12 protein-coding genes and 2 tRNA genes are annotated in these 14,442 nt (G+C 47.1%); 9 read left to right on the forward strand and 5 right to left on the reverse strand.

Annotated elements, in window-relative coordinates; all coding sequences use genetic code 11:
- Positions 1-13 precede the first annotated feature (13 nt).
- Positions 14-754 (reverse strand): sulfate transporter CysZ, encoded by a 741-nt coding sequence (gene cysZ, locus ACP7H9_RS12825; protein WP_011234939.1) that lies wholly within the window; start codon positions 752-754, stop codon positions 14-16.
- Positions 755-899: 145 nt separating this feature from the next.
- Here cysZ and smc point away from each other — a divergent pair, with 145 nt between their 5' ends.
- From smc to ligA, 3 genes are read left to right on the forward strand one after another with little or no spacing between them, the layout of a single operon-like run.
- Positions 900-4,358, forward strand: a complete 3,459-nt coding sequence (gene smc, locus ACP7H9_RS12830; protein ID WP_439222870.1) for a chromosome segregation protein SMC — start codon at positions 900-902, stop codon at positions 4,356-4,358.
- Positions 4,359-4,382: 24 nt separating this feature from the next.
- Positions 4,383-5,360: a cell division protein ZipA gene (gene zipA, locus ACP7H9_RS12835; RefSeq protein WP_110013824.1), complete on the forward strand. Its 978-nt coding sequence runs from the start codon at positions 4,383-4,385 to the stop codon at positions 5,358-5,360.
- A gap of 12 nt (positions 5,361-5,372) precedes the next feature.
- Positions 5,373-7,385: an NAD-dependent DNA ligase LigA gene (ligA, locus tag ACP7H9_RS12840; protein WP_439222871.1), complete on the forward strand. Its 2,013-nt coding sequence runs from the start codon at positions 5,373-5,375 to the stop codon at positions 7,383-7,385.
- On the opposite strand, the gene ACP7H9_RS12845 is transcribed toward ligA, so the two are convergent.
- Genes ACP7H9_RS12845 through gloB form a run of 3 tightly spaced genes read right to left on the reverse strand, consistent with a single transcriptional unit; the run spans position 7,382 to position 10,341 of the window.
- On the reverse strand, positions 7,382-7,888 hold the full coding sequence (locus tag ACP7H9_RS12845) for a hypothetical protein (RefSeq protein WP_034821663.1): 507 nt from the start codon (positions 7,886-7,888) through the stop codon (positions 7,382-7,384). The two genes, ligA and ACP7H9_RS12845, sit on opposite strands and share 4 nt — an antisense overlap.
- An 8-nt stretch (positions 7,889-7,896) precedes the next feature.
- The gene (locus tag ACP7H9_RS12850; protein WP_110013822.1) at positions 7,897-9,531 is read right to left on the reverse strand and encodes a LysM peptidoglycan-binding domain-containing protein; all 1,635 of its coding nucleotides are present in this window, start codon (positions 9,529-9,531) and stop codon (positions 7,897-7,899) included.
- Positions 9,532-9,579: 48 nt separating this feature from the next.
- Entirely contained in the window at positions 9,580-10,341 is a 762-nt protein-coding gene (gloB, locus tag ACP7H9_RS12855; protein WP_439222872.1) for a hydroxyacylglutathione hydrolase, read from the reverse strand.
- Between the two features lie 74 nt (positions 10,342-10,415).
- Between gloB and ACP7H9_RS12860 the strand changes: the two genes are divergently transcribed.
- Together ACP7H9_RS12860 and ACP7H9_RS12865 are read left to right on the forward strand one after the other, a co-directional pair.
- A complete protein-coding gene (locus ACP7H9_RS12860; RefSeq protein WP_439222873.1) occupies positions 10,416-11,186 on the forward strand; it encodes a class I SAM-dependent methyltransferase in 771 nt (256 codons plus the stop codon).
- On the forward strand, positions 11,183-11,572 hold the full coding sequence (locus ACP7H9_RS12865) for a rhodanese-like domain-containing protein (RefSeq protein ID WP_011234931.1): 390 nt from the start codon (positions 11,183-11,185) through the stop codon (positions 11,570-11,572). Before ACP7H9_RS12860 ends, ACP7H9_RS12865 begins: the two co-directional genes overlap by 4 nt.
- A gap of 1 nt (position 11,573) precedes the next feature.
- On the opposite strand, the gene rnhA is transcribed toward ACP7H9_RS12865, so the two are convergent.
- Positions 11,574-12,047 carry a ribonuclease HI gene (rnhA, locus tag ACP7H9_RS12870; RefSeq protein ID WP_011234930.1) on the reverse strand — a complete coding sequence of 158 codons (474 nt, stop codon included), beginning with the start codon at positions 12,045-12,047 and terminating at the stop codon, positions 11,574-11,576.
- A gap of 51 nt (positions 12,048-12,098) precedes the next feature.
- On the opposite strand from rnhA, the gene dnaQ reads away from it, so the two are divergent.
- The 4 genes from dnaQ (at position 12,099) to ACP7H9_RS12890 (ending at position 14,442) form a co-directional block, all read left to right on the forward strand.
- Complete coding sequence (gene dnaQ / locus ACP7H9_RS12875; RefSeq protein ID WP_011234929.1) at positions 12,099-12,806, forward strand: DNA polymerase III subunit epsilon; 708 nt, start codon at positions 12,099-12,101, stop codon at positions 12,804-12,806.
- Positions 12,791-14,125, forward strand: a complete 1,335-nt coding sequence (locus ACP7H9_RS12880; protein WP_439222874.1) for a TIGR03503 family protein — start codon at positions 12,791-12,793, stop codon at positions 14,123-14,125. Before dnaQ ends, ACP7H9_RS12880 begins: the two co-directional genes overlap by 16 nt.
- 140 nt (positions 14,126-14,265) lie before the next feature.
- Positions 14,266-14,342: transfer RNA gene (locus ACP7H9_RS12885), tRNA-Asp, on the forward strand.
- Between the two features lie 26 nt (positions 14,343-14,368).
- Positions 14,369-14,442, forward strand: a tRNA-Asp gene (locus ACP7H9_RS12890).

The raw sequence follows: 14,442 nt of genomic DNA on the forward strand, positions 1-14,442 counted from the left end.
TCGCTTACTTTTATCAACTTAATGCACTGCGACGATAATGATCAACCCACAGTGAGGTTGCTCCACAAACCGCCAGCGGCATAATAATCAGGTTAATCAGCGGTATCATAGTCAGCACGGTTACCCCGAATCCAAACCCTAGTGTTTTACTGCGCTGTTGGTGTAATTCAGACCGCATACGCGGAAACGACAGTTTGTGATTATCGAACGGGTAATCTAAGTATTGTATCGACATCATCCAGCAGACAAAGATATACCAAAGTACCTGTCCAATTACCGGAATAACGAGCGATAACAGAAAAAAGCCAAGTGCTCGGGGAATGTAATACATGAGTTTCTGCATTTCCCGTTTTAAAGTCCTTGGAATGTCTTTAAACAAACCTAAGAATCCCTCGTCTCCTAAGCTTTCGCCACTTTCATAGCGTTCCACTTTTTCCGCCAGAAGCCCGTTAAAAGGGGCTGCAATTAAATGCATGATGGTGCTAAAAATAAACGAGAAGAGCGCAATAATGGTAATAACCGCCAGTGGCCATAAAATAAACTCCAGCCATTGGAAAAAGTCGGGCAACCAGCTCATAAAGCGGTTCAGCCAATAGTCGACTTCGCCATACAGCCAGGTGAAAGCAAGTGAGAACAGGATAAGGTTGGTCAGAATAGGCACCACAACATAGCGACGCAGACCTTTGGTTCGGATAAGTTCTAAACCGCGTCCTATGTAAGCTAATCCCGAGTTGCTGTAGGCTGCTTTTTGCATGAAAACTCCAGAGGTTTTAATTTGCTTAGTATAATAAGGCAATACAATGGCAATGTGCGGGCTAAATTGTTACAAATGGCTACCGGATCTGCTAGAGTCTTGTGATAATAAACCGTCGTATTAAATTGATAATAAAAACAACTGAATGCGCCTAAAACACATCAAATTAGTTGGCTTCAAATCCTTTGTGGATCCAACCAAAGTTCCCTTTCCTGACCAAATGACCTGCGTCGTCGGTCCGAACGGTTGTGGCAAATCCAATGTGATTGATGCCGTGCGCTGGGTGCTGGGTGAAAGTTCAGCAAAAAACTTGCGTGGCGATGCCATGAGTGACGTGATTTTTAATGGCTCCAGTGCCCGTAAACCGGTTTCTCAGGCCAGTGTCGAACTGGTTTTCGATAACAGTTCCGGACGTATTCAGGGCGAGTACGCGGCATTCAATGAAATTTCGGTTAAGCGCCTGGTGACCCGTGACGGCCAGTCTAATTACTTTTTGAACGGCAGTCGTTGTCGTCGCCGTGATATTACCGATTTATTTCTGGGAACCGGGCTGGGTCCGCGCAGCTACGCCATTATTGAGCAGGGCATGATTTCCCGCCTGATTGAATCACGTCCGCAGGAACTGCGGGTGTTTATTGAAGAAGCTGCAGGCATTTCAAAATACAAAGAACGTCGCAAAGAAACTGAAAACCGGATGCTGCATACGCGCGAGAACCTGGAGCGCTTGAGTGACGTTCGCGAAGAGCTGGGTCAACAGTTGGAGAAGCTGGAGCGTCAGGCCGCGGCTGCCATTCGTTACAAGGAGTTGAAAGCCAGTGAGCGTAAATTTAAAGGTGAACTGCAGGCCCTACGCTGGCTGAAACTGGATAATCAACGACAGCAGTTGCAGACACAATACGCCGAACAACAAACCGAGCTTGAACGCTGGCAGGCACAGCAAAGTGGTGATGAGCGCGGCGCTATTGAACTGAAAGAACAGGCTGAAGAAGCGCGCGACAGAGTAGAGCTGTCGCAGGAACAAATGTTTTCAGTGGGCAATGAAATTACCCGTATTGAACAAACTTTGAAACATCAGCAAGAACTAAAAGAGCAACGCAACCAGCGGCAACAGCAGTTAAATGAAGAAATAGAACAGCTTAATGAGCAGTTGGCGGATGATCGCCTGCAAAGAGAACAACTTGAAGAACAGCAGCTGATGCTGGAGCCTCAGCTGGAGCAGGTTGAAGAACAGCTGGAAAGCGTGGCTGAACAGTCTCAGCAAGCTAATGAGAAATGGCGTCAGTGGCAGCAACAACAACGACAGCAGCAACAGCAGCAACGCGATGTCGAAAAACAGCAACAGCAGGCGCAACTTAAACTGCAGCAGCTGAAACAGAGCCAACAATATGCGTTGCAACAAGTGGAGCAATTTCACAGCCAGCAACAAGAGTTGCAGCAACAGGAACAAGCATTATCTGTTGACGAGAACGAACAGGCTCTGGTCGAACTAAAACGTCAGCTGGAGCAGGAAGAAACTCGGTATCAGCACAGTAAGCAGCAACTGCAGGCTCTGCAGCAAGGGTTTAAAGAACAGCAGCAACAGCACCGACAGAATCAGCAGCAACAAGATAAAGCTCAGGCTCAGTTAACAGCCATTGAGCAACTGTTGGAAGGGAAGCAAAATAACGACAGCCGCAGTGAAAAATGGTTACAGCAAAACTATCCAGACAGCTTGAAGGTAAGGGAGTTACTGCAGGCTGAAAGTGGCTGGGAAATGGCGGTTGAGCAGTTGGCTTACGACTGGCTGGATGCCGTGGTTCTGGAACAAACTCCGGAAGAATTGAAAGCGGTTTCTGGGGTGAAGCTGGTGTGGCCTGTGAGTGGACAAGAGCCTGAAAACTGGTCTCTGGCCAGTAAGGTCAAAGGTCCGTTACGTTATTGGGCGCCGTTGCAGCAGTGTCTGGCGATTGAACAGGATGCTGATGCGAAGCAGCAGTTACAACAAAGCAATGCCAGTTTTGCGGTATCAAAAACCGGCAATTGGTATTGGCAGGACGGTTTTATCGCGGCTCGAGTTGACGAAGATAACAGTGTTCTTCATCTGCAGACACAGCGCCAAAATTTACTCGAACAATTGGAGTCGCTGGCAGCCAGGTTGTCTGAAAGTGAAGTGCAGCTGGAACAGACTCAGACGAAGGTTGAGCAGGCTCAAGAGCAGCTGGAGCAGGTTCAGGAGCAGGTTCAGCAGACTCGTAACCAGCAGGGTAAAGTCGAAGAGCGATTGCAGTGGAATATGCAGCAGGCTGAGCAAATACAGCAGCAATTAGCGAACGTGCAAGATAAGCAGCAAGAGCAACAACTGCATGCTGAAAACGCCGCTGAGCAGCAACAGCAAATCGAAATGCAGTTGGAAGAGTATGAGTTGTTACTGGAGCAAACGGAGCAGGTTGATGAAGACTACGGTGAGCAACTGGAGTCTACAGTGCGTGCCGAAGATGAACAGTTACAGCAACTGCGCAGCCAACAGCAGCAGATGACAATGCAACAGCAGAATTTACAGGCTCAGGCTGCACAGTTGCAGAAGTTACTGCAACGCAGTGAACAACGCTACCAGCAACTTTTGCAGGAACGAAGTGAGCAGCAGACTGCAGACACGGATGAAAATGAAAGTGCACTCGATGAACAGTTAACCGAGCTGCTGGATAAGCGTGGTGAAGTTGCGGAACAATTGCAGGAACAACGTCAGCAATTGTCGCGGTTAGAGCACGATTTGCAACAAATAACTCAGGGACAATCTGCAATTCAGGTCAAAATAGGCCAGGCCAAAGAGGCTATGCAAAGTACTGAAATTGAGCAGGTTAAGCTTCAGGAACGCAGTCAGGCCGTACTGGAAACGCTGGCTGAAACAGGCCTTACATTGAAAAACATACTGGAAGAGCTCTCTTCCGACGCTGATGAAAAGCAGTGGCAGCAAGAGCTGGAGTCAATACAAAATAAAATAAAACGCTTAGGCGCTATTAACCTGGCGGCAATTGATGAAGCCGAAGCGCAAAGAGAACGTAAACAGTACCTCGACCAGCAAGTGGATGATCTATCATCGGCGCTAGACACTTTAGAAGCGGCGATTCGTAAGATTGATAAGGAAACGCGACATCGGTTTAAAACCACTTTTGATGCGATAAACCATGATTTACAAATTCTGTTTCCGAAAGTTTTTGGTGGTGGCAGTGCCACGCTCGAACTTACCGATGATGACTTACTGGAAACCGGGGTTACCATCATGGCAAGGCCACCGGGCAAGAAAAACAGTACAATTCATTTGCTTAGCGGTGGAGAAAAGGCACTGACCGCATTATCATTGGTATTCGCGATATTTCGCTTGAATCCGGCACCTTTTTGCCTGTTAGATGAGGTTGATGCGCCATTAGATGATGCCAACGTAGGACGTTTCTGCCGTCTGGTGAGTGAAATGTCGGAATCGGTGCAATTTATTTATATAAGTCACAATAAAGTGGCAATGGAAATGGCTACCCATCTGGCAGGGGTAACAATGCAGGAAGCGGGCGTTTCGAGATTGGTAGCGGTTGATGTTGAACAGGCTGTGGCGATGACAGACGCCGGATAACAAAATAAGCTTGATGGAGCAAAAATGGGCAGTTTACAAATAACCCTCAGTATTCTTGGGATCCTGGCAATCGCAGGTATTGTTGCGCATGGCGTATGGAAGATACGTAAAGGTAACCAGCAACAACGGCAGCGTGAACAACGGGTTGCAGAAAATCGTCAGCAGCAATCGTCCGGTTTTGATGACGACGGCATTGGCGAAGTTCGGATTTTAAAGAAAGAGAGTTCAGATGACGGCTTTAACCATGACCAAGCCGTTGAACCAAAAGCAAAAACATCGTCGCACAGTAATGTGAGAACACAGGACAATGATGCCGAGGCTGTCGAGCAAATGTCGATGGACCTTAGCAATGATGACGATATGTCTGACTCATTACCCTCTATGCGTGTCAGCAATGATGAAACGGTTGAAGTAGAGCAAACTGAGCTTAAGTTTGATGGGGATGTTCCTTCAGAGCCTGATGACTCTTATAAAAGTGCCGCCGAACAGAGCTCTTTGCAAGAGTCGGAGCAGGAGCTTGAGCAAGAACCTGAACCTGAAACTGAAACAGAAGTCAGTGCAGATACGACTGATGATTTTGAATCAGCTCCGGAAGAAGTTATTGCGTTACATGTTAAAGGGCCGGTACAGGGCGCAGTGTTGTTGCAAATGATGACCGAGCTGGGCTGTAAATTTGGCGAACTGGGTATTTTCCACCGCTATGAAAACACCGCAGGCACCGGCCCCATGATTTTTAGTGTCGCCAACATGTTCAACCCCGGCACGTTTGACCTGGATAACATGGAAAACTTTGAAACCGAAGGCGTCGCGTTTTTTATGGCCTTACCTATGAAATTTGACGGTCAGCAGGCCTTTAATATGATGTTGAATGCGGCTAAAAAGCTCGCTACCGAAATTCCTCAGGGGCAGGTTTTGGATGGCCAGCGCCAATTATTGACCCGCCAGTCTATTCACGAAGCACGCCAGCGTATTCGTGAATTTGAACGTAAACACTCAGCTTAATTACAGGTCACTATGAATCAGTCTGTTCACCAGCGCATGCAAGAGCTGGAGCAATTACTTAATCGTTACAACCAGGAATATTATGAGAATGACGAACCATCAGTGCCGGACGCTGAATATGATCGTCTTTTTCGGGAACTGAAAACTCTGGAAACTGAACACCCGGATTTAAAAAGTGCTCAGTCTCCAACTATGAAAGTTGGTGGTAAGCCCTTAGGTCAGTTTAGAAGTGTTCAACATGAAGTTCCTATGTTGTCACTGGATAATGCTTTTTCTGTCGATGAATTTGAGGCTTTTAGCAAGCGCGTTGAACAGCGGCTGGATACCAATCAAACAGTGACTTTTTGTTGCGAGCCGAAGCTTGATGGCGCTGCGGTCAGTTTACTCTATGAAAATGGTCTGTTAGTGCGTGGCGCAACCCGGGGCGATGGACAAAGCGGTGAAGATATTACCGAGAACGTTAAGACCATACGCAATGTGCCGCTAAAGCTCTCTGGCGATGTTCCTGAGCGACTGGAAGTACGGGGTGAAGTGGTTATGCCATTGGGAGCTTTTGAGCGCTTTAATGAGCATGCCCGGCAGCGCGAAGAAAAGGTCTTTGCTAACCCCCGAAATGCGGCGGCAGGCAGTTTACGCCAGTTAGACTCCAGAATTACCGCAAAACGTCCTTTGCACTTTTATGCTTACAGTCTTGGGTTAATATCAGAAACCACACAACTTCCCGACAGTCATCACCAGCGTTTGTTACAGTTGAAAGACTGGGGACTGCCGGTGAATATTGAAATAAAGACGGTAGACTCGGTGCAGGGTTGCGACGATTACTACGAAGCTATTTTGGCCCGCCGGGATACCTTAAATTACGATATTGATGGCGTAGTTTTTAAAGTGGATTCTATTCGCTTGCAACAAGACTTAGGCTTTGTCGCACGTGCGCCGCGCTGGGCTATTGCACGTAAGTTTCCCGCGCAGGAACAACTGACGACCATTACCGGAGTTGACTTCCAGGTTGGCCGTACCGGCGCGATAACGCCGGTTGCGCGCTTAGAGCCCGTTAATGTGGGCGGCGTTACAGTATCTAATGCGACTTTGCATAATGCGGATGAAATTGAACGACTGGGTGTGCGTATTGGCGACTGTGTCAGTATTCGCCGCGCGGGTGACGTTATTCCGCAAGTGGTCAGCGTCATAAAAGATAAACGCCCTGAAAACACGAAGGCAATTGAATTTCCTCAGCATTGCCCGATTTGTCAATCCGATATTGAACGCGTTGAAGGCGAAGCCGTTGCCCGCTGTACCGGTGGTCTGTATTGCGCGGCCCAGCGAAAGGAAGCGATTAAACATTTTGCTTCCCGCAAAGCCATGGATATTGATGGACTAGGCGATAAAATTGTCGAGCAACTGGTAGAGCGCGACTGGATAAAATCGCCGGCCGATCTTTATCGTCTGTCCAAAGCTGAGTTGGCAACTTTGCCGAGAATGGGCGCTAAATCTGCGGAAAATCTTCGAAATGCCATTAAAGTGACGCAAGAAACAACCTTAGCCCGCTTTATTTATGCATTAGGTATTCGGGAAGTAGGGGAAGCGACGGCAAACGCGCTGGCGAATCACTTCAAAAACCTGGATGCTTTAATTGCTGCTGAAAGTGAACAGCTACAGGAAGTTCCGGATGTCGGTGCTGTTGTCGCTAAGCATATTGTGGCTTTTTTCCATGAAGCCCATAACCAGCAGGTGGTTGCGGAATTGCGTGAGTTTATTTCCTGGCCTGAGGGTGAGGAGGCAAGCTCAGTGCAAAGTGACCGCTTATCGGGCAATACCTATGTTATTACCGGTACTTTGTCGACTATGACTCGTGACGAGGCGAAGTCTGCTTTAGAAGCCTTAGGGGCGAAAGTTGCTTCCAGTGTTTCTAAAAAGACAACCGCGCTGGTTGCCGGGGAAAATGCCGGCTCAAAACTGACCAAAGCCCAGTCCCTCGGGCTTGATATATTAGATGAGAATGCGTTAGCTGAGCTGCTCAGCGACTAACGTCCTTTAACGCTCAGGTCTTTCAGAAGGCCTGAGCCATTGATATCGACAATGCCTTTTTCTTCATCAAACTCGAACCGGATAGTCGGGTGTGTGGTTTCCAGCAGATAGCTACGGTCATCAATCTGCACTCGCAGATGACTCAGTGGTTCATCTTCATCAAACTCTTGCCGGTGATTCATGCTGACTTTGTGATCACCAATATTGAGCTCGAAACCTTTGAAGAAACCATTAGCAAACTCTGCGACATAAACCTGTCCCTGCTTATTTACAAACAGATTAAGAATGTAATTTGGCGGCATTTCGGACGTACGCATTTGCGACTTGCCGGCAGTAAAAATAATGGTGTCATAAACCTTTTTATACTCAAAACCAAAGGTTAAAGGTTCCGTACGGCCTGATGGATAAATGACTTTACCACTACCTTCGGCTTTCCAGTCGGCTAAAGTTTGAGCGCTAAATAGTAGCGCTGCAAGGAAAAAAAAGTATTTTACGCTATTCATAGGTTGCCTCAACTACTCACCTCGGTAACATCTACTTTTAACTTAAGCATTTGTCCGGGTTGTAGATAACGATTGCGTTGAATGTTGTTCCATTGTTCAATTTGACGAATGGTGACATTAAATTTATCAGCAATCCTGGCTAATGAGTCACCGCTACGCACACGGTATCTTATATTACGCATGATACTGTTAATACTGCTTTGTATCGTCGAAGAAGGCTCGGCTTCCGTCCAAACCACGAGTTCTTGTCCTGGCCTTAAATAATCCCCCGGAGCCATTGAGTTCCAGCGAGCCAAGTCACGAAGGTTTACCTGATAAGCGCGACTGAGATCCCAGAGCGTATCGCCAGACTGAACAACGTGTTCAATACGTTTACCTGAACGTTTCTGATCTTGACGGTCTTCACGGCGCTGATCTTGCGATAACGTGTAATTGTCGATATCGAGTGTGGCAACTGGCACTAGCAAATGATCGCCTGCGCGGATGATATCACTGCTGATGTCATTAACCTGCTGTATCACGTCAACAGAGGTATTGTATTTTTTGGAAATAACGAGCAGGCTCTCACCCGATTTAACCTCGTGGCGGGTCCAGCTCAGCCAGTCTTTTGGCTCTGTTTTATCCAAAGCCTGTTTAAATTTATCCGCATTTTGATTAGGCAGAAGTAAACGATGTGGGCCGTTCGGCGCCGTTGCCCAGCGGTTATAACCAGAGTTGTACTGGTGCAGTAAATCCAATGGCATGTCAGCCATATCAGCAGCTAATGCTAAGTCGATTTGTGCTGGTGTCTCAACAACCTCAAGCTTTGGCTGATTTTCGATCGGGTACCATGCCACACCATACTCTTCACTGTTGGCTAATATTTCTGCTAAAGCTAATAGCTTGGGCACGTATGCGCGAGTTTCGCGAGGTAGCGACAGATTCCAGAAGTCAGTTGGTTTGTTCAGACGCTCATTCTTGCGAATTGCAGCGGCAACTCGGCCTTCACCTGAATTATAGGCTGCCAGTGCGTGCATCCAGTCACCGTCGAAGTATCGATGAAGTGCCTGTAAATAATCGAGTGCAGCGTGTGTTGCGGCAAAAACATCGCGACGACCATCGTACCACCAGTTGATATCCAAACCATATTGACGCGCGGTACCCGGAATAAACTGCCAGACACCAGAGGCACTGCCGTGCGAATAAGCAAACGGGTCGAAAGCACTTTCGACTATCGGCAATAAAGCCAGATCTACTGGCATATCACGTTTTTCCAGCTCTTCAACAATGAGATGCAGGTAAGGTTCAGCGCGCTTAGCAACGCGGTCTAAATACTCCGGGTGGCTGGCATACCAGTTGCGCTGGCTTTGCACTCTGGATACATCAGGCACATGAAAGCTCAATTGCTGGCGAATACGCACCCATAAATCTTCCTGCTCTTGCGGGGTAAGCTTTACAGGTTCGCTGATTTTGATTTCTTCTTCGGCGTGCCGACTGATCACTTCTTCCGGAATGACCGTCAGTTTAAGCTCTGTAGTTTCGTTTTTTGTATTTACCGGTTCATTATTACTAAACAGCATTGTGCTCTGGCAGCCGCTTAATGCCAAACCACTGGCCACCATACAATACTTTAACCATACGTTCTTTTGCTTGCTGTTTATCATGCGTAATCTACTTCCGATAATTATTAAAATCTTGAGGAGTTTAAAGAATCACGCATTATCTTTCCACTGTCTAATTGTATAAAAAACATCCTCGGGGCTATTTTTTACACTTTCTGCATGCTTATTTGCTGCTGCAATAACACTTTTTTGGTCAAACCGGAGAAAAGGATTAATGGCTAACTCTAGTTGCAGCGTGCTTGGCAGAGTTATTTGCTCTTGTTCACGCAACATTCTGACCTTTTCAGCGTAACTTTGCAGCACAGCGTTCTCTGGCTCAACTTTCAATGCGAAATTTACATTCGCCTGAGTATATTCGTGGGCACAGAAGACTCGAGTTTCGCCCGGCAGCTTACGCAGCTTTAATAACGACTGCGTGAATTGTTCTGGCGTACCTTCAAACATACGGCCACAGCCACCGGAAAACAGTGTGTCACCGCAAAACAAAAAGCCGGGTGTATAAAAACTGATGTGGTCCAGTGTGTGTCCCGGAGTGTTTAATACCTGCCACTGAATACCTCCAACGGTCAGCTCATCGCCTTCTGTAACTGTCTTGGTGAGCGTTTTTATCTCTGGGTTTTCCGGACCGATGACCGGACACGGGCTCTGTTCTATTAATTCAGCTATGCCACCAGTGTGGTCGTAATGGTGATGAGTGACTAAAATAGTCTCAATACTTTTACTATTTTGTTCCAACCATTGTTGAACGGGTTGGGCTTCGCCGGGGTCTACAATAATAACCTTGTTTTTATCGTTGGTTTCAATTGCCCATATGTAGTTGTCGTCGAAAGCTTCAATAGCGTGCACTCGCATGTTAACCCCTATAACGCTAGGATGAGAAACCCAGCGAGTAAGTTGAAGATAAGTTCATAATACAGGAATTAGCCGTGTTAATTAAACCAGCATATTCGAAAATTGATTTAGCGGCTCCCGGGGACTGGCAGCAAATGGCCTGCGGGCACTACATGATGGAACAGACGGCTGAGTTAATTCGCGCTCATCAGCGACGGTTGAAACCAGGAAAAACCGTGGCTATAGGCTCTTTGAGTCCAGGGCTTAACGAGTGTATTAAAAATGGAGCTCAGTGGCTGACTGTCGGCACAGGTAGTGACGTAGCGGTTCGCAGCAAATTAACGGAGCTGGCTTTGAAGGAAGACAGTGTCGATAACCTAGTTGCTCCTTTTGTCCTTGAATTTTGTCGGCATCCGCACCAGCTACTTAGGGAGGTTACGAGAGTACTGGATGATGATGGCGTATTAATACTTACGGGGTTTAACCCCTATAGTCCGGCAGTAGCCAGTGGCTTTTTCATTCGCCATAAAAAGAGCTTTCCATGGTGTGGAAGGTACTTTACGCCAGTGAGAGTTAAGGACTGGCTGGAATTATTGGGATTCGAAATTCTGGAGTCTGAATTTTATGTTTCGAATTTTCTGCACCATAGCGAACACCGGGGAAGTGACTGGTCGACGAAGCTGAGCAACCTGATACCAGGACTGCGCGCCGCTTATTTCATAGTGGCACGAAAACAAACTCTGATTAACAGATTAAAACCGTCAGCTCAAAGAAAGCAGCTTTCGGTTAATGGAAGACAGGCAGCAACAGCAATGACGACGAAACAGTTTTCAAAGTCTAATAAACGAATAAGAGGTAAATTATGATTACAGCACAAGAGTTATGTGGAAAAGCGAAATCGAACGTCAAAGAAGTAAACACCGAAGAACTACAAAAGGCCATAGAGCAGGGCGCGCGCGTTATTGATGTAAGAGAACCGGCTGAATATGGACAGGGGCACATTCGACAAGCGGTGAACATGCCCCGAGGTGTGTTGGAAATGCAGCTAAATCAGCACCCTGATGTGGCTGGATATGACAATGCTCTGGAACGCATCGCCGAGAAGCCTTTGTACCTTATTTGTCGAACCGGTGGTCGCTCAGCTCTGGCGGCAGAGAGCTTACAACGCATGGGGCTGGATAATGTCTATAGCGTAGATGGCGGCATGAGTGCCTGGCAGGAAAATAAACTGCCGGTAGTTGCTGGCGAGTAATTTACTCGCCCCCAAATCCTTCATCTTCAAGCATAGGCTCGCGCGTTGCGGCGTCGCGGGCCAGTTCATCACAACGCTCATTTTGTTTATGCCCGGAATGGCCTTTAATCCATTTCCATTCAACTTTATGACGGTTAACTTCTTCGTCCAGTTGTTGCCATAAGTCTTTATTTTTAACCGCTTTACGAGCAGAAGTACGCCAGCCGTTTTGCTTCCAGCGATGCATCCACTGCTCGACACCTTGTTTCACATACTGGCTGTCGGTAGTCAGAATGACATGACAGGAGCGCTTTAACTCGCGCAGGCCAGCGATAGTAGCCAGCATCTCCATGCGGTTATTGGTGGTCAGACGATATCCCTGACTTAATTCTTTGTGATGTTTCCCGTATTCCAGTACAGCGCCATAGCCACCCGGTCCCGGGTTTCCCAGACAAGAACCATCAGTATATAAATGAACAGTTTTTGAGTTCGACATGTTACTTGCTACTATATCCTTTGTTTCCAGCGAGTATATCAGGATTTCACCATGCGTCAGGTCGTATTAGATACAGAAACTACCGGAATTGACCCTGCAAAGGGACACAGAATTATTGAAATAGGCTGTGTGGAGCTTATTAATCGCAAATTAACCGGTAATCATTTTCATGTTTACATTAATCCGGAGCGGGTGGTCGAGCAGGAAGCAATTGAAGTTCACGGTATAACCAATGACTTTTTAACCGACAAGCCCGTATTCGCTCAGGTGGTGCAAGATTTCATTGAATTTATTAAAGGCTCTCAGTTAGTTATTCATAATGCACCATTTGACGTGGGCTTTATGGATGCTGAATTTAGTCGTATTCGCCCGGCGGTTGGCCTGACCAATGATTTTTGCTCGGTACTCGATACCTTGCAGCTTGCCCGTGAAATGCGCCCGGGGCAAAGAAACAGTTTGGATGCACTATGCCGCGCCTACGACGTTGATAACTCTGCGCGTGAACTGCACGGCGCCTTACTGGATGCCGAGATTCTTGCTGACGTCTATTTGATGATGACCGGTGGGCAAACGGCATTAAACCTGGCCAGCCACGGAAAAGACAATCAGGGTGGCTCACAAAAAGTGGAACATCAACGAATAACCAATCGTCCCGCATTAAAGGTTTTACGGGCAACGGCCGATGAAGAAGCATTACATCAGGAGCGTTTGGCGCGAGTCAAAGAAGAAGGTGGACATTGTCTGTGGCAAGACTCTTAGCAGTATTATTGGTTTTAATAAGTAGCTCATCAGCCTACGCGGTACAGAGTTTTAGCACGGTTGATTCTGACTCGAAGGAGGAAGTTGAAAAGCGTGCGATGAGCCTTATTGAAGGCGATCTTACTAATAAATTGCCAATTAAAGGGCAAAGTTTCCGCATAGACGAGAACGTTGAAGAGATTACTCTGTTATTTTTCCGCGAGCCGGGTAGCAAGCCCCTGATTCTCATCAAGCCTGATGGGAGCAAGTGGTACGATACTCGTTATCCAGCGGAAAAAGTAACTTGGTATACCGATCCTAACTTTGACATTATCCGGATAAAAGAACCTCAGCCTGGTCCCTGGCAGGCGGCTGGTCGCATCGATGAAGAAAATAAAGCCTTAGTTATTTCTGATATTCGCTTTGAAGCTGAGCCTTTACCGAGTCCATTATTTCAGAACGAAGAGCTGAAAGTAGAAGGAAAACTCTATAATGGCGACGAAGTGGTTAAAACTTCACGTTTTCGTCAGACCGTTTTGCTGGATGTTCTATTTGTCAGTACCAATAACTCAGACTTTGATAACTTCGGCTCGAATCCGTCACGTGTGGCACAATTTGAAGACGACGGGCGAGGGCATGACGAAAGAGCGGGTGATGGTATATTTACCGGTTTCTTTAATCTGGATGTTGTACCAGGTGAGTGGATGGCCACTTATGAAATGACCACCCCGCTGTACCAACGAGTGTTTGAATCAGGCCCTGTTGAGGTTAAGCCGTTACCAGTTGAATTTAATGTTATTCAGTCAGAGTCTGTGGACGATAATCATCAATTAGTCGTTCGTGTTAATGAGGACTGGATAGATCCACAGAGCCTGGTGATTAATGGCGAAACCAGCTTCCCTAACGGAGAAGTTCGTAAATTTACGGTAAGTCAGATAGAGGGCTTTCCGCACAGCGTCGAAATTGCCAACCTGGCTTTTGGTAAACACCTTATAGACTTAGATATTTTTGCCACTAGTGTCGGGGGGCGTGAGTTTGAAGCCAGAATTGATGACTTTAGTTTTATTGCAAAGGAACCGCCTCCACCTGAACCGACAGCCGCAGAGCTGGCTGAACGACAGCAAATAGAGCTTGAGCGTCAACGTGAACAGACAAGACTAGAACGCGAGGCCAAGCAAAAACAGGCGATGACCAATCTGATCATTATTGTTGTTGTTAATATTGTTCTCATTGCGTTAGCTTTAGTTGGGCTGTGGTGGTTTAAGTTTCGTCGGAAAAAAGTTGCCGTTGAGAGCGATGAAGCGGAAGCTGAAAAACCAGAGAAAAGTGGTAAAAAGTGACCTTTGTGGTTAAAAAAGCACAGATCTGAATATAAATCAGACAGTCGGTTAAAATCTTTAAAAAAAGTGTTGACTCATTTGCCCCTCACTCGTAATATGCACGCCGCGTTGAGGGAGACTTCAACGTGTAGTACTAATGCGGAGTGGTAGTTCAGTTGGTTAGAATGCCGGCCTGTCACGCCGGAGGTCGCGGGTTCGAGTCCCGTCCACTCCGCCATTTAGTACGCCTCAAAGAATTTTTGCGGAGTGGTAGTTCAGTTGGTTAGAATGCCGGCCTGTCACGCCGGAGGTCGCGGGTTCGAGTCCCGTCCACTCCG

The sequence above is a fragment of the Idiomarina sp. ST20R2A10 genome (genome assembly GCF_051842345.1).
In the GTDB taxonomy this organism is placed as follows: domain Bacteria; phylum Pseudomonadota; class Gammaproteobacteria; order Enterobacterales; family Alteromonadaceae; genus Idiomarina; species Idiomarina loihiensis.